The organism is Parvimonas sp. KA00067, assembly GCF_001553085.1.
Taxonomy (GTDB): Bacteria; Bacillota; Clostridia; order Tissierellales; family Peptoniphilaceae; genus Parvimonas; species Parvimonas parva.
In genome coordinates this window covers 129,027-148,213 of the sequence record NZ_KQ960152.1, presented here as the reverse complement: position 1 = coordinate 148,213, position 19,187 = coordinate 129,027, and the positions used below count along the sequence as shown (strand labels likewise).

Sequence of the window (19,187 nt, the reverse complement as noted above, 5' to 3'; positions counted from 1 at the left end):
TTAGATTTCTATATCTGCTACCTTACTCCATAAAGCAAAAGATTCGTGATAAATTCTAACATTATAACCTAACATTTTAAAAATTTCAAAAATTAATGTAGCTCTTAAAGCAGTTGAACAATATAATATGATTGTATTTCTTTTTGAAATTTTCATTTCTATAATCATTTTTTCTATTTTTTTGTTATCTAATAAATACCCATCATTATCATAAATTTTTATATGAGGAAAATTTATTGCACCTTTTATATGACCTCCTACATAATCATCAAAAACCACAGTTCCATTATATTCTTCTTTATACCTTACATCTACAATTTTAATATTTTTATCTTTATAACATGAAAGTAGTTCTTTAGTTAAAATTGAACTTTCATATTCTAAAAAAGGCTTATTTATAAAATCTATACTTACATCTATAGTTTTATCATTTTTCTTATAAAATCCAGACCTTATAACTTCATCAATTCCTCCGTCTAATATATAACAATCAATATTACATAAATTTAAAAGATATTTTATTCTTCCATCTTCTCCCATAGAATTATAGTTTTTTGTATTAGTATATACTAATACAATTTTATTATTATCTATATTATATTTTAAAAATTTTTTTATTAAAACTTCTTTAGAATAAGGAACATTATCATAATAATCTCCTACATCTATTGATAAAAAAGAAAACTCTTTGTAATCTAAAATTATAGATTTATCATAAACAAAATCATTTTCTGTAAGTTTAATTCCTCTTGCATCTATAACTATAAAATTTTCATTATTTCTATTTTTTAATATAAAATCTTTTCTTACAATAAATTTATTTTTAAACATAACATTCCCTACTTTTCTAAATGTTTATAATAAACTTGAGTTCCACATTCACCATAGCCTTCTTTTGAAAGTTCTTCAAACACTTTTAAAACATCTTTAAAAACTTCAAATCCCTTATCAGGTAAAAAGCTATTTGCAAGTTTTAAATCTTTTAAAAAATGTTTTGCATAAAACATAGCAGAAAAATCATTATCTAAAATAGCAGGAATATTTTTTAAAAGCTGTGTACTTGATGCAGAACCTTCTTTTACTGCATTGAAAACAGTTTTTACATCAAGACCTACAGATTTTGCATAATAAATTCCCTCACATGCTCCTGCCAAAGCCCCTGCTATCATAATTTGATTTGAAAGCTTTGCTTGTTGTCCAAATCCTTCTTTACCTTGATAAACAATATTTTTGCCTAAAGCGTTAAAAATTGGTTTTGATTTTTCAAAAACATCAATATCGCCACCAACAAATATAGTAAGAGAAGCATTTTTTGCTCCAGTATCTCCACCTGTTACAGGTGCATCTAAAGCATTAATTCCTTTTTCTTTTGACAATTTATAAATTTTTTCAGAAAGTTTAGGATCACTTGTTGTCATGTCAATTATAATCGTATTTTTATTTACATTGTCAATAATTCCATCATTAAAATAAACTTCTTCTACATCTTTAGGATATCCAACAATGGTTATAACAAAATCTTTATCTTTAACACATTCTTTTATAGATGATTTACAAACAGCACCAAATTTTTCTAATTTTTTTGCTTTTTCTTGATTTCTATTGTAAACATCAACACTAAAATTATTTTTCAATAAATTTAAAACCATATACGATCCCATTATTCCGGTTCCAATAAATCCAATTTTCATAAAAATCTCCTTTAATTTTATTTATATAAAAATTGCTTATATTTTTATACACATTAATTATAAAACATTTTAATAATTTTTTAAAGTATAAAAAATATTTTTGATATATGCTATTAAAATTTTACTGTACATTTGTTGATATAATTTTTATTTTATCTCTGATAATGATTATTTAAAGTTCAAACAACATTATTTTAAAATAGAACATATTACCCTAAAAAAATATTTTTATGAAAAATTGTATTTTTATGTTTTAAAAATATAATTTAAGGTATATATTAGGTGTGTGGTAGTGTTTAAAGATAATAAACTCCTCCCATAAGTTTTCCTTTTCTTCGCTACCACACTTACATACTGACAACATAAGTTTTGTTTTTACAATCCTCCCCAAAGTTTTGGTAATAAACTATTAATAACTTATTCCTTGTCGAATGTAATTAACTTTCCTATATAAAAAAGATGAGGGCCTTTGCCATCATCTTTTTTTGCTTTAATTTTTATTCTTTATATTCATTATAAAAATCTATATATTCTGTTTTACTTTTTTCCAGCACTAACATCTTTCCACTTACTATGTATATTGTTTTATCGCATCAAATAAAGTTTATAGGCGTGTTTTTAAACTTTTTTAAATAAATTTAAAAAAGCCATAGATTTTACTCTATGACTTTTCCTTATTTATTTAACTTCTTTTAAGTCCGTTACTCTTTGTAAATTTCCTTTTATTGAATCGCTATCCATTAATGTTCTAAAGATTTTTTCGCTATCAATATTTATAACTTTTCTAACAACTTTTTTATCTTTGTTTCTATAATTACGATTTTCACTTCTATTTACTATAAAAGTTTTTTCTCCGTCTTTATCCTTGTACTTAACTACAAATTCAATACTTTCAGATCTACCTGCTATAACAACTTTTTTTGCTCCGTTTATGTTAATATCTGTTGTTAAAGTTCTTAAATCCAATTCAACGAAGTCTTTAACTTTTTTTACATCTACATTTACATTTGTTCTGTTATCCTCTCTATAAATTGAATTATTTCCTTCAATAGTCAACTTTTCGATTTCATCAGCAATATAATTTAATTTCTTTATTGTTGTATTTGGAATTTCAATTTTTTCATAATTTACATCTTTTATTGTAAATTCTTCAAATCTATTAAGTGAATTTTCAAATTCTCTTGTATTAAATAAATGTCTATCGTATGCACTAAAAGTCAATTCGTTTTTAAGCAAAGTTTTATCAACAGTATCTTTACTATAATTAAAAGTTCTCATAAGTTCAATAGGATTTTTAACTTCTAAAACTATTTTAGTTTTATCTTCATTAACATACTCTCTATCCAAGAAATAACTAATTCTATTGTAGATTACTGCATTTTCAACTTCTCTTTTAACTATATCAAATCTATCTCTTTCTTCAAATGGCATTCGTCTTGTTATAATATCAACTTTATTTTCATTTTTTTCGTCAATTTTTGCCTCATTATCAAAATATTTATCCTTATAAGTAACGGTTATTCGATTAAAGTTATCCTCACTTTTTTTGATTTCAACTTTATGGCCTCTATATTTACTAAGGTCTATATATTTTATTTCTTTTTCAGTTTTTAGTATTTCTTTAATTTTATAAGTGGTATTTTTCATAACTTCTCTGTCAATTCCACTTTGAATTTCAGCTAACATATAGTATGAGCCGGTAAATCCGACAACGATTAAACAAGCTGATGCTATTGCCAATACTTTTAGCTTAAAATTTTTACCTTTCATTTTCGTCCTCCTTTGTTTTACTTCCATAAACTCTTGAGTACATAAATTTTGTCTTTATCCAGTTATTATAATTCAAAACCATTCTATATATAGCTATTGAATAGTATTTAATTACAATACACATCATCATAAAAAGTCCTATTGCAAGCATTATCGGGAATATTATCCACAAAAAGCTAAGTGATAGTGATGATAGTGCTGTTAATGTTATTGGAGTTAAGAAGATTGCAACGCCAACACCTGTAACTGTAATTACAACAAAGAAAAACCAAATTCCACCTAACAATATAAGTAGCATTGCAAAAATAAGTGAAATTATCATAAGGAAAAACATTCCCTTTGAAAATATAGATATCAGAATCAGGTTTATTATCGCAAGCCAAAATGAAAAAGAAAATCCTATTTCTAAAATATCAAGCGTTCCTTTAAGTGCAAGAAACAAATAGAACATTATAAACAAAATATTTATAATTGTTAAAAATCGACCTTGTTTTGTATCAAAGCCTTTATTTGTTCTAACCAAAAATGACATTGAAATTGTAAAAATTCCAAGCATTATTGTTAAGCCAACAGAAAATCTCAATCCCAACATAATTTGAAAAACTGAAAATATTGCAAAAAACATAAATGCAAATATTCCATATTTTTCAAAAAACTTATCGGCTTTGTTTTCTAAAATTCCCATACTTCCATTTTGACTTGAAAGACCATTTTCAAACCAGTTGTCAAACTTCCTACTAAGACCTGAAAATATTCCGTCTTTTTTTACAAATTCTCTATCTTCCATTTTAAGCTCTTGAACAATTTTTTTAGGAGAGCCTAATTCCAAAATAATTTCAGATTCAGTCTTGCCGTCTAATTTACCATTTAAGAAATATTCTTCATAATCTCTTAAAATATCCAAACTTTCTTCCTCTGAATAAGATTTTAAAAGATAGTCCTTTAATACATCTAAATATTCAATTTTATTCATTACTTTCACCTCTTTTCAAAATATTATCCATTCCTATTTTTAAAGTTTCCCAAGCCTCCAGTTGCTTTTCGTAATGCTCTATACCGGAAACAGTAATTCTGTAATACTTCCTTGCAGGTCCTTCATTCGACTCAACAATATAAGTTTCAAAAAAACCCTCTTTACTAAGACGTCTAAGGATTGGATAGATTGTTCCTTCGCTTACTTCGATAGATTTTGAAATGTTTTGTACAATTTCATAACCGTACATATCTTTGTCCCTTAAAAAACTCAAGACACAAAGGTCTAACAAACCCTTTTTAATTTGCGTATCCATTTTTACCTCCCTTTTTGATTTATATAAATGTTGATTATTTTTTCTAGCTCTAACTTTATTTAACTTTAGATATTTAGCTAAAGATAAGTAATTTCTCATGCACCTATTATATCGAAACCTCTTTTTTATAACTTTAATAAAGTAGGCTTCGATGAAATAATCTTAAAGTTGATACTCAACTTTAAGATTATTATAGCACACTACTATTTATAACACAATACCTTTTATAATATTTTTTTAATTTTTTCTTTGTAAATTTATACATTTAAACTTTTGTTGATTTTCTTTCTCACGTTATGATATAATAAATATAGAGTTATAAAATAACGTTATTCTAATTTAATAATATTAAATACATAAATTTTATATTGGAGGTATTGTATGAAACTTTTTTTTGAGTATCCAAACTGTACTACTTGTAAAAGAGCTAAGAAATTTTTAAAGGAGCACGAAATCGATTTTAAAGAAATCAATCTTAAGGAAGAAACTCCTACTAAGGCTCAACTTGAACTTGTTCAAGGCTATATGGGAATAAAAAGACTTTTTAATACAAGTGGTAAAACTTACAGAGATTTGAATTTGAAAGAAAATTTCAGTTCGCTTTCTGTTGAAGATGCTATTGAAATGCTGGTTAATGATGGCTCACTTATCAAAAGACCTATCTTAATCGACGAAGAAAATGAAGTTTTTCTTATCGGGTTCAAGGAAAACGAATGGCAAATTTTATTAAAAAAATAATCAATAAAGGAGATAAAAATGGAGCAACAATATTCATTAGTTGAAATTTATCCGTCCTACGATAGTGATGAATTTCAAAACGATTTTAAAAAAATAGATACTTTACTTTTAGATTTTGAAAAATTAAATTTAGAAGATAATATCGAATGTGTTAAAAAAGTTATAAAAATCTTGGAAGAAGTTAATACTACAATTTATAGAGTTTTTTCATTCATCGAGCTTAATCAAGCAATTAACACAACAGATGAAAAAACTACTTATTATAGCAATAATTTAAGCGCAAAGCTTTCAAATTATGCAAAAACTTTTACAAAAATGGATAATTTTTTAGGTGGAATTACTGTTGACATTACAAAAGACGATTATTTAAAGGAATATGAATATTTCTTTAAAACTAAAAAAGATGCTTTAAAACATATCTTACCTGAGGATATTGAAGAAGTTATCGCAAAGATGAAACTTTCAAGCTCAAATGCTTGGGAATTTATGTTTAACTTTTTAACTTCAAAGGCGTCTATCGAATTTAATGGAGAAGAAAAAACTTTAAGTGAAATTAGAAACTTGGCTTATTCTCCGGACGCAAATGTTAGAAAAGAGGCTTTTTATAAGGAATTGAAACTTTATGACAGCATAAAAGATTCAATCGCCTTTTCACTTAACAATATAAAACAAGAAGTAAATACCACTTCAAAGATGAGAGGTTTTGAATCTGCTCTTGAAGAATCTCTACACAACGCAAGATTAAAAGAAGAAACTTTAAAGGCTCTTTGGTCAAGTATTGAAGATTATCTTCCACATTTTAGAAGATTTTTCAAACATAAAGCAAAACTTTTAGGCTATGAAGGCGGATTAAAATTCTACGACTTGTTTGCAAGTATCGGAGAAAGCGACAGAACTTTCACAGTTGAAGAAGCTCAAGAATTCTTATTGAAACATTTTGCAACTTTTTCAGATGATATGGTAAAAATGGTTAAAGGAGCTTTTGACAACAATTATGTTGACTACTTCCCTAAAAAAGGAAAAGTTGGTGGAGCTTTTTGTAGCAATCTTCCATTTATAAAACAATCCAGAGTAATGATGAATTTTGATGGAAGCCTTTCTTCTGTTTTAACTCTTGCTCACGAGTTGGGTCATGCTTATCATGGACTTCATGTTGAAAATCATTTACCATTAAATTGGGATTATTCAATGCCAGTTGCTGAAACAGCTTCAATTTTCAACGAAAACTTGATTATGTCTGCATCACTTAAAGAGGCAAATGAAAAAGAAAAAATAACTTTAATGGAATCACAAATTTCAGACTGTGCGCAAATTACAGTTGATATTTATTCAAGATTTTTATTTGAAAAAGAAGTTTTTGAAAGAAAACTTGACCACTTTATGATGAGTGAAGAACTTGAAGAAATTATGAGAAATGCACAAAAACAAACTTATGGCGACGGACTTGACGAAGAAACTTACCACCCATTTATGTGGGCTTGTAAACCTCATTACTACTCAGCAGGTTTCTCATATTACAACTATCCATACTCATTCGGTGGACTTTTCTCAAGAGGACTTTATGCAATTTACAGAGAAAATCCAAACGGCTTTGTAGAAAAATACCAAGAGCTTTTAAGAGCAACAACAATCAACACTTGTGAAGATGTTGCAAAAGTTATGGATATCGACTTAACTAAAAAAGATTTCTGGTTAAAATCATTAGAAAGCATAAAAGTTCAAATCGACGAATTTATAGAATTAACAAGTAAATAATAAACGACTAGCATTTTAAAAGGACAGCTCACAGGCTGTCCTTTTGTTTGCATTGAATATTACATTTTTTTAGTTTTCTCTTATTCCATTTGGAATTATAATTTCTTTTAACAATTTTTCTTCCTCTTTAATTCTAATATACATTACAAAAATATAAAAAGGAGAAATTACAATAGCTGTATATAACGCATGACAAAGTAAAGCAAGCCCTGTTAATTCAGGTAAAATATTTAAAAAATAGTTCGGATGCTTTACATTCCTAAAAAGCCAATGGTCAACAAATTTATGATTATTTAAAATCATAAGTTTAACTGTCCAAATATCCTTTAACAATCTTGTAACCGTATAAAGCATAAATATTGAAAAGACTATTAAACACAAGCCAAGCAAACTGATTTTATCAAAGTTTGGTTTCCTAATAATCGCCTCAATAAGACAGAATAAATAAAATAATATATGTAAGATAGTAATTCTCTTAGAATTTTCTACTCCATACTCTCTTCCACCGTCTTTAATTATTTTTTTCTCGTTTTTAATTGAAATTTTAAGAAAAAATAATCTAATAATAAAAACTGCTACAACAATAGCATAAATCATATAACTCATATTACCCCCAAATAATTGTTATATGCAACACTCAATGCAATTAAGAATATTTGAACATATCTCCACTTTGATAAATTTAAAAGGTAAATATGATGAAATAAATATTCTTTTACACGAGAATCGTAAACTCATATTTATTTTAACATAAAATTGAACTTTTTACCATAATTTCAATATCTTTTTTTCGTAAAAAAAATAGAGCCCCAAAGGCTCCTATTGGCTCTATTTTTTCAATCTATTTTCTTTTTGCAATTCCCGGTGTTGTCATTGAGAATACGTCTAGGATATTGTCGATTTCTTCTTCAGTCATAATTTTTTCTGAGATTAAAACTGCTTTTACAGGTAAGTTTTGTTCAATAGCTTTATGAATAACTTCAACAGATTTTTCGTAACCGATATGTGGTGCGAATGCTGTTACTATTCCGTAGCTATTGTGTACCATATTTTTAGTTCTTTCTGCATTTGCAGTAATTCCTAAGATACAGTTGTGAACGAATGTACTTGCTGCTCTTCCGATTGTTTCTACTGATTCAAATAAGTTGTAGAAAATAACCGGTTCAAATGCGTTAAGTTCAAGTTGTCCTGCTTCTGCTGCCATTGTAACTGCAACGTCATTTCCAACACAGTTGAAAGCTACTTGTGATACAACTTCAGGGATTACCGGGTTTACTTTACCAGGCATAATTGAGCTACCTGCTTGTCTTGCAGGTAAGTTGATTTCTGCAAATCCACAAGTTGGACCAGATGACATAAGTCTTAAGTCGTTTGCAATTTTTGACATACTGATTGCACAGCTCTTAACAAGCCCTGAAACGTGAACGAAAACGTCAATATTTTGTGTTCCGTCAATTAAGTCATCTGCTTGTACTAATTCCAAGTCTGTAACTTGTGCAAGATTTTTTACGATTTTATCCATATAGCTAACATCTGCATTAAGTCCTGTTCCGATTGCAGTTGCTCCCATATTTACAGTTCTTAAAACTCTACAAGCTGTTCTGAACAATTTAATATTTCTTGAGATAACTGTTGAATATGCTCTAAATTCTTGTCCAAGTCTAATAGGAATAGCATCTTGCATTTGTGTTCTTCCCATTTTAATAACATCGTCAAATTCTTTTGCTTTAAAAACTAAAGCTTTTTCTAATTCATATAAACTGTCGATAGTTTCTTCTAAAAGTCTGATAAGTGCAATTTTACCACTTGTTGGGTAAACGTCATTTGTAGATTGTCCCATATTTACATCATCATTTGGGTGAATGATTGAGTAATCTCCAAGTTTTCCACCTAAATGCTCGATAGCGATATTTGCAATTACTTCATTTGCATTCATATTGTGGCTTGTTCCTGCTCCCCCTTGAATCGGGTCAACGATGAATTGATCTAAATATCTTCCCCAAATAATTTCATCACAAGCATAAACTATTGCATCTTTCTTTTCTTCACTTAAAACTCCTGCCTCAAAGTTTGTAATAGCACAAGCTTTTTTAATTTCTGCAACAGATTTAATCATTTCAGGATTTGTTTTTCTTCTTGTAATCTTAAAATTTTCTGTCGCTCTTTGAGTATGAATTCCGTAATAAGCATTTTCTGGAATTAAACATTCCCCAATACAATCGTGTTCAACTCTATATCCTTGTTTTGCTTCCATAATTATCTCCTTTTATCTATATAAATTTAAAATTTAAACCATTTTCTTAGGGTCAACAATTTTATCAAATTCTGACTCTGTTAAATAACCGAAGTGTAAAACTGCCTCTTTCAAAGTGATATTTTCCTTAAAAGCATATTTTGCACATTGACTGGCTTTGTCATATCCAATATATGGATTAAGTGAAGTTACAAGCATTAAAGATTCACTCAAATACTTGTCAACAACTTCTTTATTTACCTTTATACCCTTTACACAGTTTTTAACGAATGAATCCATTGCATCTGCAAGTAAATTTACAGATTCAACAAAACTATGAATTATAATCGGCATATAAACATTAAGCTCAAAATTTCCTTGAGATGCACTAAAGCTGATAGTCGTATCATTTCCTAAAACTCTGGCACAAACCATTGTAAGAGCCTCTATTTGAGTTGGATTTACCTTACCCGGCATAATTGAACTGCCCGGTTCATTTGCAGGGATTTCAATTTCAGAAAAACCGCAACGAGGTCCACAAGCCAAAAATCTTATATCATTTCCAATCTTGATTAAGTCCATTGCAAGCGCTTTAATTGCTCCATGAGAAACAACAACAGCGTCTTTCATAGTAAGTGAATGGAAGAAATTTTCAGCAGGTTTGAATTCTTTTCCTGTAATTTTAGAAACATATTTTGCAACAATGTTTTTGAAATTTTCTTTTGTATTTATTCCGGTACCAACGGCAGTTGCTCCAAGTGAAATTTCTAAAAGACCTTTTCTTGTAAATTCAATATATTCTAAACATTTTTCAATAGAATGTCTATAACCGCTAAATTCTTGAGAAATTTTTATAGGCACAGCATCTTGTAAATGTGTTCTACCAATTTTTATAATATCACTATTAGCCTCTTCAAAAACCTTAAAAGCCGAAATCAAATTTTTCATTGACGGAATAAGTTTTCTATCTATAACATCTAAACAAGCGATATGTAAAGCAGTTGGAAAAGTATCGTTTGAACTTTGAGATTTATTTACATCATCATTAGGATGAATTAAAGTTTTTCCCACCTTTTGATTTGCAAAATTTGCAATAACCTCGTTCAAATTCATATTAGTTTGAGTACCACTTCCTGTTTGAAAAATAACAAGAGGAAAATGTTCATCTAAATTCCCGGCAAAAATTTCTCTAACTGCATCTTCTATTGCAGAAAATTTTTCTTTGTTCAAGTCGCCAAGCTCGTAATTTGCCATAGCACAAGCATATTTAACAGTTGCCATAGCTCTTATAACCTCTGTCGGCATTTTGTAATTTCCAATTTTGAAATTTTCAAAACTTCTTTGCGTAGTAGCCCCCCAAAATTTTTCGCTATCTACTTTTATCTCTCCGATAGAGTCTTTATAAATCTTATAACCCATTAAAAACCCTCCTACAAATTTTATTTTTAATCATACACACATATTATAACATAAAATTTTCAAAAAAACTTATTTTTATTTAGTAATTAATAAAATAACAATTTTTTATTATAATGCACAACTGTTTCATATTTGTTTGATTTTAAATTAAAATTAAACCACAAAAAAGACTATGCAGTTAAACACAGTCCAATTTAATTTATTTTCTTTTTAAAATAGGCGAAATTCTTTTATACAACAATGCTGTTACAATTGATGTAACAAATGTTTTAACTAGATTAAAAGGTAAAATTGAAAATATCATTAATGTAAAATAACTCTTTACAAGTGGATTTATCTTTGCAACCATTCCAACAAAAGCATTTAAATCAATCTTTAAAAGCTTTGCATAAAGTGGAAATATAACAAAATAATTGCTCAAAGTTGCAACTAAAGACATTGAAATACTACCAATTAAAAGTCCTAGTAACGCTGATTTTTTGCCTTTATGTTTTTTGTAAATAAAAGCTGTTGTTAAAACGAAAGTTGATGAAACTATCAAGTTTGAAAGTTCTCCAACATAAAAAGTTTTTGTTCCGTTAATTACAATATTTAACAAAATTTTTATACACACAATCAAAAATCCTGCTAAAGGTCCCATAGCAAAGCCTCCAATTAATGCAGGTAACTCTGCTATATCCATTTCCATAAATGTAGGTGCAAAAGGTAATGGAACTTTAATAAACATCAAAAGTACACTTATTGATGCCAGAATTGAAATTTTTGTAATTTCTGAAATACCAAATTTTTTCTTATTCATAATAACCTCCTAAATTTTAGCATAAAAAAAACGCCTATCTTTAGGGCGTACAAAATTCTTCTCTCATCCAGACTTTAACTGTCGGTATTGGAATTTCACCAATTCAGCATAATGCTCGCAGACTTTACTGCCGGTGAGGAAACGACCCTCGCCCTGAAGACAAAACGAGTATATCACAAATAATAAATATTGTCAAGAAAAAAGAGAGAATAAAAACTCTCTCTATTTTAAGTTCTTTCTTGTAAATATCATCTTGCCTGCTGGTGTTTGCAATATGCTTGTTACCGTTGTTTCAATAGTCTGTCCGATATAATCTTTTCCGTCCTCTACTACAATCATTGTTCCGTCAGAAAGATAACCTAAACCTTGTTCCGGCTCTTTACCACGATTTATAACTTCAACTGTTAGTTTTTCGCCTTGAATTACAATCGGTTTTATCGCAAGTGCAAGTTCATTTATATTCAGTATTGAAATTTTTTGTAACGACGCAACCTTATTTAGATTATAATCATTTGTAATAAGTTTACCATGCAAATCCTCTGTCAATTTCAAAAGTTTATGGTCAACTTCCTTAATGTTTTTATAATCTTTATCCACAATTCTAACCTCAATATCTTTTTCCTTTTGGATTCTATCTAAAATATCAAGACCACGCCTACCTCTTTGTCTTCTGTTTGGGTCCTCAGAATCTGCAATATATTGTAACTCCTTAACCATAAACATAGCAATTATAATAGGTCCTTCTAAAAATCCCGTTTTTATTATATCATGAATTCTTCCATCAATAATTACAGAAGTATCCAAAATTTTTGGATATGAAGTTCCCTTTTTTACAGATTTTTCCCTTGAAAAAAGTTTAAATTTTAAAATTTCTTCCTTTTTACTTATTGCAACCTTAACCCCAATAAAACCAAATACTACATATATAAATATACTAATAGTTGCACTTAATAAATTTCCAATTACAGGAAAATTTAAATTTGAAATAGGTAAAGAAATCAAAAATGCTATAATAAGTCCAACGATAAGTCCGGCTATTGCTATCATAATATCTGAAGTTGGAGTTTTTTGTGATTTCTTCATAACATCTTCAAAATTAACAGTAAGTTTTTTTAGAATCATAGGGAATAATAAATAAAAAATAATACCAAAAATAATTGCAAAAACAGAATAAACTGAAACTAAAACAAATTTACTTAAACTTAACTCTACAACCTGACCAAGTCCATAGGCTAATAAAATTCCCAAAAGCCCACCAAAAACAAAGGTCAAGTACCTCAAAACTTTAAACATACTCTCCTCCTAATGCTCCATAGAATACTCTATGATTTTATTAATTTTATTTTTCGAAAAACCACTAACCATAACAAACTCGGAAACCAAAATTTTCTTTGCAAGATTTAACATAAACAACTCTTTTAAAGAAAGTTTACCCTTTTCATTTCTTATAGCAAGCCCTTTTAAAACATAAGCTATATCAAAAATATCCAAAGATTTCATTCTCTTTGTATTTTCTTTATACCTTTTTACCCAATTTTTTGGCATAGGAAACTCGCTCTTGTTCAAATAGTCATACACTTCATCTAAAGTATCCTCATCGACAAGCTTTCTAAACTCAAACTTATCAATATCATTCTCTTTAATAAAAATATGTAGATTTTGTTCAAAAGGAAGTTCTATAACATAAAATTTTTCAAAAACCTCTCCTATCTTTTTTTCTTCTATGCCCTTAATCATTCCTGCCCCATGCATAGGATAAAATATTTTTTCGCCAACCTCCATTATAATCTCCTAAAATTTCCGTTCACATTTAGACAACAATTCATTACAATACTATTATACAACAAAAGTCAAAAAATTTAAAGGATAATTTCAAAATTAACAAAAACAAAAGGAGCATTCGCTCCTTAAAAATAAAATTTACAATTTTGACCTAATCTTCTCAATCTCTTCTTTAATTTCTTTTTGATTTTTTAAAACTTTATCTAATTTATATGAAAGTAGATATAACATCGAAAATAAACAAAATACTATAACTGTATCCATAAAATCACCTAGAATATCCTAATTTACTTAAATCCGGAGCTGTATTACCTTCATAAGTCATGTATCCATTATAATCAAAAATATAATATTTACTTCCTATCTTACAAATACATCCTGCTAAAGCTCCATAATCTCCTGGAATATGATACATCCATTCATCTCCATATCTTTGCCAACCACTTAATTCTTTTAACCTACCTCCAAGTTTAAACCAATACAATTTATTATCCACTTCAATCCATTTTGATTTATTATACCTTGGGTCAAACATAAACGAATCATTTCCTTGAGGGTAGAAATAATAGCAGCCTTTATAGTCATCATCATAAAGCCAACCCTCTCTACATTTTCCATTTGTTTTATAATACCACATACTCATTCCATATCTACTTATTTCAATCCAACCATCTTTAACTACTTTAAGTTTTACATTGTTATATGCGTCAAAATCAAAATATCGTTTTCTAATTCTATTTTCCTCAGGCTTTTCTTTTAATAAAAAAATTATAAGAGGTATAAACAAAATCAAAACAAAAAATATTTTTTTGTTTTTTATCTTCATAATAACACCCCCTTATATGTTTTTATATGCTTATAATATCACTTCATCTTAAAAAAGTCAACATTCAAAAAAAAAGGAGCATTCGCTCCTTAAAAATTGTTTTTTAGTATAACTTTAACAAAATCTTTGTTGTCTTTGGTTTTTTTTATATTTTTAACCAAGTTTTCCATAATTTCGTTAGTGTTTGTGTTTGAAAGTTTTCTTCGAATTAGATTTGCCGTTTGCATTTCTTCTTCAGTTAAAAGTAAATTATCTTTTCTTGTGCCTGATTTGTAAATATCTATTGCAGGGAAAATTCTAAGCTCGGAAAGTTTTCTACTCAAATGAATTTCCATATTTCCCGTTCCTTTAAATTCTTCGTAAATCATATCGTCCATTTTACTTCCGGTATCTACAAGTGTTGTTGCAATTATGGTTAAACTTCCACCGTTTTCTACATTTCTGGCAGAGCCAAAAAATCTTTTCGGTTTGTGTAATGCAAACGGGTCAAGTCCGCCTGTAAGTGTCTTTCCGGAAGATGGTGTATTTACATTGTAAGCTCTTGAAAGTCTTGTTATGCTGTCAACCAAAATTACAACGTCCTCTCCAAGCTCTACAAGTCTTTTTGCTCTTTCAAGCACAAATTCTGCAAGTCTTATATGATTTTGTGGTAATTCATCAAAAGTTGATGCTATTACTTCTGCATTTGTAAATCTTTGCATCTCTGTAACTTCTTCAGGCCTTTCGTCAACAAGTAACACAAAAATTTTACTCTTTGGATAATTGACTTCTATTCCCTTTAAAATCGAACGCAACAAACTTGTCTTTCCTGCTTTTGGAGGTGCGACAATCAACGCCCTTTGTCCTTTTCCAATCGGTACTAAAAGGTCAATTATTCTTGTTGAAACTTCATCTTTTTTATTTTCTAAAATATATTTTTCATTTGGATAGATTGGAATTAAATCGTCAAAATCTTTCCTAGCTTTTAAATCTGAAATTTTTATATCATTTATTTCATTTATATAGATAAGTGGAGAAAATTTTTCCGTTTCCTTTCTATCTCTCGTTAATCCCAAGATTTTATCGCCTTTTCTAAGTCTAAATCTCCTTATCTGAGTTGGAGAAACATAAGTGTCTTCCTCTCCGGAGTCATAGCCATTTGAACGTAAAAAACCGTAGCCGTCTGCTGTAATGTCGATTAAACCACAAACCGACTTTGTATTAGTCTTTGTATCATTTTCGTTTTCAATCGGATCACTAACGACAGTTTTTCTTGAATCTTCACTTTCAAATCCGTTATCGGCCTTTAAAATTTCAGCAATTAACTCATCTTTTTTATATTTTGAAATATTTGCAATCCCATAAGACTTTGCAATAGTCTTTAATTCATCAAGATATTTTCCTTTTAAAAGTTCTATATTCATACTATCTCTTTATCTTTGTATATTCAGGTTTTTTAGAAATTCTATGAGTTGCCTCAATATTTCTAATTGTTCCTGTTTCAGCTCTCATTACAACTGAGTAAGTCTTAACTCTATCGTTACCGATATGTCTAACTCCGTTTAAAAGTTCGCCGTCAGTTACCCCTGTTGCAGCAAATAAAACTTCTTCCCCTTTTACTAAGTCGCTCATTTCTAAAACTTTTAATGGGTCTTCAAGTCCCATAGCCTCACATCTTTTGAACTCTTCTTCATCAGCTGGAACAAGTCTGCCTTGGAAAACTCCACCTAAAGCCTTAATAGCAGCTGCAGCTAAAACTCCTTCAGGTGCTCCACCGATACCAACCATTAAATCGCAACCACTATTTTCAATACAAGTTGCAATGGCTTGAGCAATATCTCCTGCTTCAAAAAGTTTTATTCTTGCACCAAGTTTTCTAACTCTATCTATAATATCTTGATGTCTTTCTCTATTTAAAATACTAACTGTAACTTCGCTAACTTCTTTTCCTAAAGCTCTTGCAAGTCTTCTGATATTCATTTCGATTGGCAAATCAATATGAATACAGTCAACAGCCAAAGGACCTGCTGCAATTTTATCCATATACATATCAGGTGCATGAAGTAAACAACCTTTAGGAGCACAAGCTGCAACAGCTATTGCATTTGGCAATCCATTTGCTACAAGAGTTGTTCCGTCAACAGGGTCAACTGCAATGTCAACCTTTGTTACATCTTCTTGTCCATTTCCAACAACTTCGCCTATGTATAACATAGGAGCCTCGTCCATTTCTCCCTCTCCGATAACAACAGTTCCTTCGATAGGAAGTTCGTTGAACATTGACCTCATAGCCTCAACAGCTGCTCCGTCAGCGCCATTCTTATCACCTTTTCCTAAAAAATATGATGAACGAATTGCTGCCGCTTCTGTAACTCTAACTAAATTTAAACTTAAATTTCTATCCATAATTATCTCCTTATACGTTTTTTTCTGTATTAACACTTTCCCAATCTTTTAAAAACTTTTCTATCCCAATATCTGTAAGTGGGTGTTTTAACATTTGTTTGAATACTTTATAAGGTACTGTTGCAATATCCGCTCCACTCTTAGCAATTTGAAGAACATGCATAGGAGTTCTAACAGATGCAGCAATAATTTCAGTATCTATTGCATAGTTACTGAAAATTTCAAAAATATCTTCAATTAAAATCATTCCGTCTGAACTTATATCGTCAAGTCTGCCTAAGAACGGACTAACATAAGTAGCTCCAGCCTTTGCTGCAAGTAGTGCTTGAGTCGCTGAGAAGATTAAAGTAACATTTGTTTTAATTCCGTCTTTACTCAAAACGCTAACAGCCTTTAAACCCTCTTCAGTCATTGGAATTTTTATTACAATGTTTTTATTTATCTTTACAAGTTCTCTAGCCTCTTTTACCATTCCTTCGGCTTCTAAGCTAATTACTTCTGCTGAAATAGGTCCGTCAACGATTGATGTAATTTCAGTTATAACTTCAACAAAATCCCTTCCCTCTTTTGCAATTAAAGACGGATTTGTTGTAACACCATCAAGAATTCCCCATTTACTTATTTCTCTTATCTCATCTACATTAGCAGTGTCAATAAAAAATTTCATCACTTGCCTCCTAAAAAATTTAATCTATTCGTAATATATTTTACCACAAAACAATTCAAAATGCTATTAAATGTTAAGTATGGGTATATATTTTATAGTATGATATTTTCAAAAATGGAGGTTTTTATGAATAAGTTTTATAAAGAAATATGCAAATATTATGAAGATATTTTTCCAAAAAATGAAAATCAAATAAATTTTTTAAATAATATTTCAGATGGAAAAGATTATTTAGACATCGGTTGTGCGACAGGACTTGTTGCAAAAAATTTAAAAGATTTAGGAAAAAATTTAACTTGCATCGACTTGGAAGAAACTATGGTAACCGAGGCAAAGAAAAAAGGACTTAAAGTCTTTAAAAAAAATATGCTTGAATTAGATTTTGAAGAAAAATTTGACGTTTGCTATTGCATTGGAACAACAATCGCCCACTTGGAAGATAGAAACGAAATTTGTAGCTTTATCTTAAAAACTATGGACTTGTTAAAAGAAAACGGAAAATTAGTTTTAAGCTGGGTAAACTTTAAACCTTTCATTTTGAAAAATGATTTATTCCTTGGCGCATTGCCAACACTTGGAACAAAAGTAAAATTCACAAGAAATTATTACAGAGAAAATAGTAAAATTCGTTTTAATACAGTTTTAACAACAGAAAACGAAACATTTGAAAATACACAACTCTTAGTACCTCTATTAGTTGACGATGTAATTTCATTCATAGAAAGATTGGGATTAAAATACGAAATTTACGGAAATTTCAAAAAAGATAAATTTGACGAAGAAAACTCTCCGTCAGTTGTATTTGTAGTAAGTAAATAGTAGATAAAAAAACAGCTAGACGACTAGCTGTTTTTAATTTATTTTTTTAATTATTTTCTTGATGCTTGGAATATGCTTTCGATTGATGTATCAAGCATTTTATCAAATTCTTCTTGTGTTTGGTTTACATTTAAACCTTCTGATAAAGCTCTTGAGAAACTTGCTATAACTCCGTTATTCTTAGCTAAAAGTTCGTTTGATTCTTCTCTTGTGTATCCACCTGAAAGGGCAACAACTCTAACAACTCTCTTATGTTCAACTAATTCTTTATAGAAATTAGAAACTGTTGGTAATGTAAGTTTTAACATTACTTCTTGTCCTTCTTCCAACTTATCAAGTTCTTTTAAGATTTCTCTTTTTAAGATTTCTTCACATTTTTCTTTTTCTAAAGAATTTATATCAACTTCAGGTTCAACGATTGGAACAAGTCCCCCTGCAATTATTTGTTTTGCAAAGTCAAATTGTTGTGCTACAACTTCTTTAATAGCATCTTCGTTTGCGCATTTAATTACTGAACGCATTTTTGTTCCGAAAACTCCATATTCAACACCTTTTTTAACAATTTCTTTTAAATTTGGAATTTCTTTCATAAGTTGAACGCCATTTTTTTCTTCTGCTAAGCCTTTATCAACTTTTAAAAATGAAACTATTCCTTTTTCATTCCATAAATAATCTGGAGTGAATTTACCATTAACTTTTCTTTCCATTGTCATTTCAAATAAAATAGCACCTAAGATACGTTCTTTAGTGAAAGCCTTTGAAGTAACAATTCTTGAACGCATTTCGTGAATTAAATCGAACATTTCAGCTTCGTTTGAATAAGCATCTTCATTTACACCATATAATCTTAATGCTTTCGGTGTACTTCCACCACTTTGGTCTAAAGCTGCTATAAAACCTTCATCATTTTTAATTCTGTTAAATTTTTGTAAATCCATATTTCCTCTCCTTAAAAATTATTAAGTATTTTTTACTCTATGTATATTTTACCATATTTGAGTTAAGTTTGCAAAG

20 protein-coding genes and 1 riboswitch are annotated in these 19,187 nt (G+C 29.0%); of the genes, 3 read left to right on the top strand and 17 right to left on the bottom strand.

Annotation, left to right across the window (positions count from 1 at the left end):
- The 5 genes from HMPREF3181_RS07015 to HMPREF3181_RS06995 all read right to left on the bottom strand — a co-directional run bounded on the left by HMPREF3181_RS07015 (position 1) and on the right by HMPREF3181_RS06995 (position 4,750).
- On the bottom strand, positions 1–831 hold the full coding sequence (locus HMPREF3181_RS07015; RefSeq protein ID WP_068475004.1) for a sulfurtransferase: 831 nt from the start codon (positions 829–831) through the stop codon (positions 1–3).
- 8 nt (positions 832–839) lie between these two features.
- On the bottom strand, positions 840–1,691 hold the full coding sequence (locus HMPREF3181_RS07010) for an NAD(P)-dependent oxidoreductase (RefSeq protein WP_068475002.1): 852 nt from the start codon (positions 1,689–1,691) through the stop codon (positions 840–842).
- Between the two features lie 678 nt (positions 1,692–2,369).
- A complete protein-coding gene (locus HMPREF3181_RS07005) occupies positions 2,370–3,461 on the bottom strand; it encodes a hypothetical protein (RefSeq protein WP_068474999.1) in 1,092 nt (363 codons plus the stop codon).
- Positions 3,451–4,434: a DUF1700 domain-containing protein gene (locus HMPREF3181_RS07000; protein WP_068474996.1), complete on the bottom strand. Its 984-nt coding sequence runs from the start codon at positions 4,432–4,434 to the stop codon at positions 3,451–3,453. Before HMPREF3181_RS07000 ends, HMPREF3181_RS07005 begins: the two co-directional genes overlap by 11 nt.
- Entirely contained in the window at positions 4,427–4,750 is a 324-nt protein-coding gene (locus HMPREF3181_RS06995) for a PadR family transcriptional regulator (RefSeq protein ID WP_068474993.1), read from the bottom strand. Before HMPREF3181_RS06995 ends, HMPREF3181_RS07000 begins: the two co-directional genes overlap by 8 nt.
- Positions 4,751–5,131: 381 nt before the next feature.
- On the opposite strand from HMPREF3181_RS06995, the gene HMPREF3181_RS06990 reads away from it, so the two are divergent.
- A complete protein-coding gene (locus HMPREF3181_RS06990) occupies positions 5,132–5,488 on the top strand; it encodes a Spx/MgsR family RNA polymerase-binding regulatory protein (RefSeq protein WP_068474990.1) in 357 nt (118 codons plus the stop codon).
- A gap of 18 nt (positions 5,489–5,506) precedes the next feature.
- On the top strand, positions 5,507–7,243 hold the full coding sequence (locus HMPREF3181_RS06985; protein ID WP_068474987.1) for a M3 family oligoendopeptidase: 1,737 nt from the start codon (positions 5,507–5,509) through the stop codon (positions 7,241–7,243).
- 69 nt (positions 7,244–7,312) lie between these two features.
- Here the strand turns inward: HMPREF3181_RS06985 and HMPREF3181_RS06980 are convergent, their stop codons facing one another.
- The 11 genes from HMPREF3181_RS06980 to fsa all read right to left on the bottom strand — a co-directional run bounded on the left by HMPREF3181_RS06980 (position 7,313) and on the right by fsa (position 17,354).
- Positions 7,313–7,849 carry an isoprenylcysteine carboxyl methyltransferase family protein gene (locus HMPREF3181_RS06980; protein ID WP_068474985.1) on the bottom strand — a complete coding sequence of 179 codons (537 nt, stop codon included), beginning with the start codon at positions 7,847–7,849 and terminating at the stop codon, positions 7,313–7,315.
- Between the two features lie 235 nt (positions 7,850–8,084).
- Complete coding sequence (locus HMPREF3181_RS06975; protein WP_068474983.1) at positions 8,085–9,497, bottom strand: aspartate ammonia-lyase; 1,413 nt, start codon at positions 9,495–9,497, stop codon at positions 8,085–8,087.
- A gap of 33 nt (positions 9,498–9,530) precedes the next feature.
- On the bottom strand, positions 9,531–10,895 hold the full coding sequence (gene fumC, locus HMPREF3181_RS06970; protein ID WP_068474980.1) for a class II fumarate hydratase: 1,365 nt from the start codon (positions 10,893–10,895) through the stop codon (positions 9,531–9,533).
- Between the two features lie 199 nt (positions 10,896–11,094).
- A complete protein-coding gene (locus HMPREF3181_RS06965; protein WP_068474977.1) occupies positions 11,095–11,694 on the bottom strand; it encodes an ECF transporter S component in 600 nt (199 codons plus the stop codon).
- 51 nt (positions 11,695–11,745) lie between these two features.
- A riboswitch (FMN riboswitch) is annotated at positions 11,746–11,859 on the bottom strand.
- A 57-nt stretch (positions 11,860–11,916) separates the two neighbouring features.
- The gene (locus HMPREF3181_RS06960) at positions 11,917–12,987 is read right to left on the bottom strand and encodes a PIN/TRAM domain-containing protein (RefSeq protein WP_068474973.1); all 1,071 of its coding nucleotides are present in this window, start codon (positions 12,985–12,987) and stop codon (positions 11,917–11,919) included.
- A 9-nt stretch (positions 12,988–12,996) separates the two neighbouring features.
- The gene (locus tag HMPREF3181_RS06955) at positions 12,997–13,476 is read right to left on the bottom strand and encodes a CarD family transcriptional regulator (protein WP_068474970.1); all 480 of its coding nucleotides are present in this window, start codon (positions 13,474–13,476) and stop codon (positions 12,997–12,999) included.
- Positions 13,477–13,614: 138 nt separating this feature from the next.
- A complete protein-coding gene (locus HMPREF3181_RS08060) occupies positions 13,615–13,740 on the bottom strand; it encodes a hypothetical protein (protein ID WP_255353743.1) in 126 nt (41 codons plus the stop codon).
- A 4-nt stretch (positions 13,741–13,744) separates the two neighbouring features.
- Complete coding sequence (locus HMPREF3181_RS06950; protein WP_068474967.1) at positions 13,745–14,302, bottom strand: hypothetical protein; 558 nt, start codon at positions 14,300–14,302, stop codon at positions 13,745–13,747.
- Between the two features lie 89 nt (positions 14,303–14,391).
- A complete protein-coding gene (rho, locus tag HMPREF3181_RS06945; RefSeq protein ID WP_068474963.1) occupies positions 14,392–15,705 on the bottom strand; it encodes a transcription termination factor Rho in 1,314 nt (437 codons plus the stop codon).
- 1 nt (position 15,706) lies between these two features.
- On the bottom strand, positions 15,707–16,687 hold the full coding sequence (gene glpX, locus HMPREF3181_RS06940; protein ID WP_068474960.1) for a class II fructose-bisphosphatase: 981 nt from the start codon (positions 16,685–16,687) through the stop codon (positions 15,707–15,709).
- Positions 16,688–16,697: 10 nt separating this feature from the next.
- Positions 16,698–17,354 carry a fructose-6-phosphate aldolase gene (gene fsa / locus HMPREF3181_RS06935; protein WP_068474958.1) on the bottom strand — a complete coding sequence of 219 codons (657 nt, stop codon included), beginning with the start codon at positions 17,352–17,354 and terminating at the stop codon, positions 16,698–16,700.
- Positions 17,355–17,480: 126 nt separating this feature from the next.
- Here fsa and HMPREF3181_RS06930 point away from each other — a divergent pair, with 126 nt between their 5' ends.
- Positions 17,481–18,173: a class I SAM-dependent methyltransferase gene (locus tag HMPREF3181_RS06930; RefSeq protein WP_231723281.1), complete on the top strand. Its 693-nt coding sequence runs from the start codon at positions 17,481–17,483 to the stop codon at positions 18,171–18,173.
- Positions 18,174–18,223: 50 nt separating this feature from the next.
- Here the strand turns inward: HMPREF3181_RS06930 and HMPREF3181_RS06925 are convergent, their stop codons facing one another.
- Entirely contained in the window at positions 18,224–19,111 is an 888-nt protein-coding gene (locus HMPREF3181_RS06925) for a fructose bisphosphate aldolase (RefSeq protein ID WP_068474955.1), read from the bottom strand.
- Positions 19,112–19,187 lie beyond the last annotated feature (76 nt).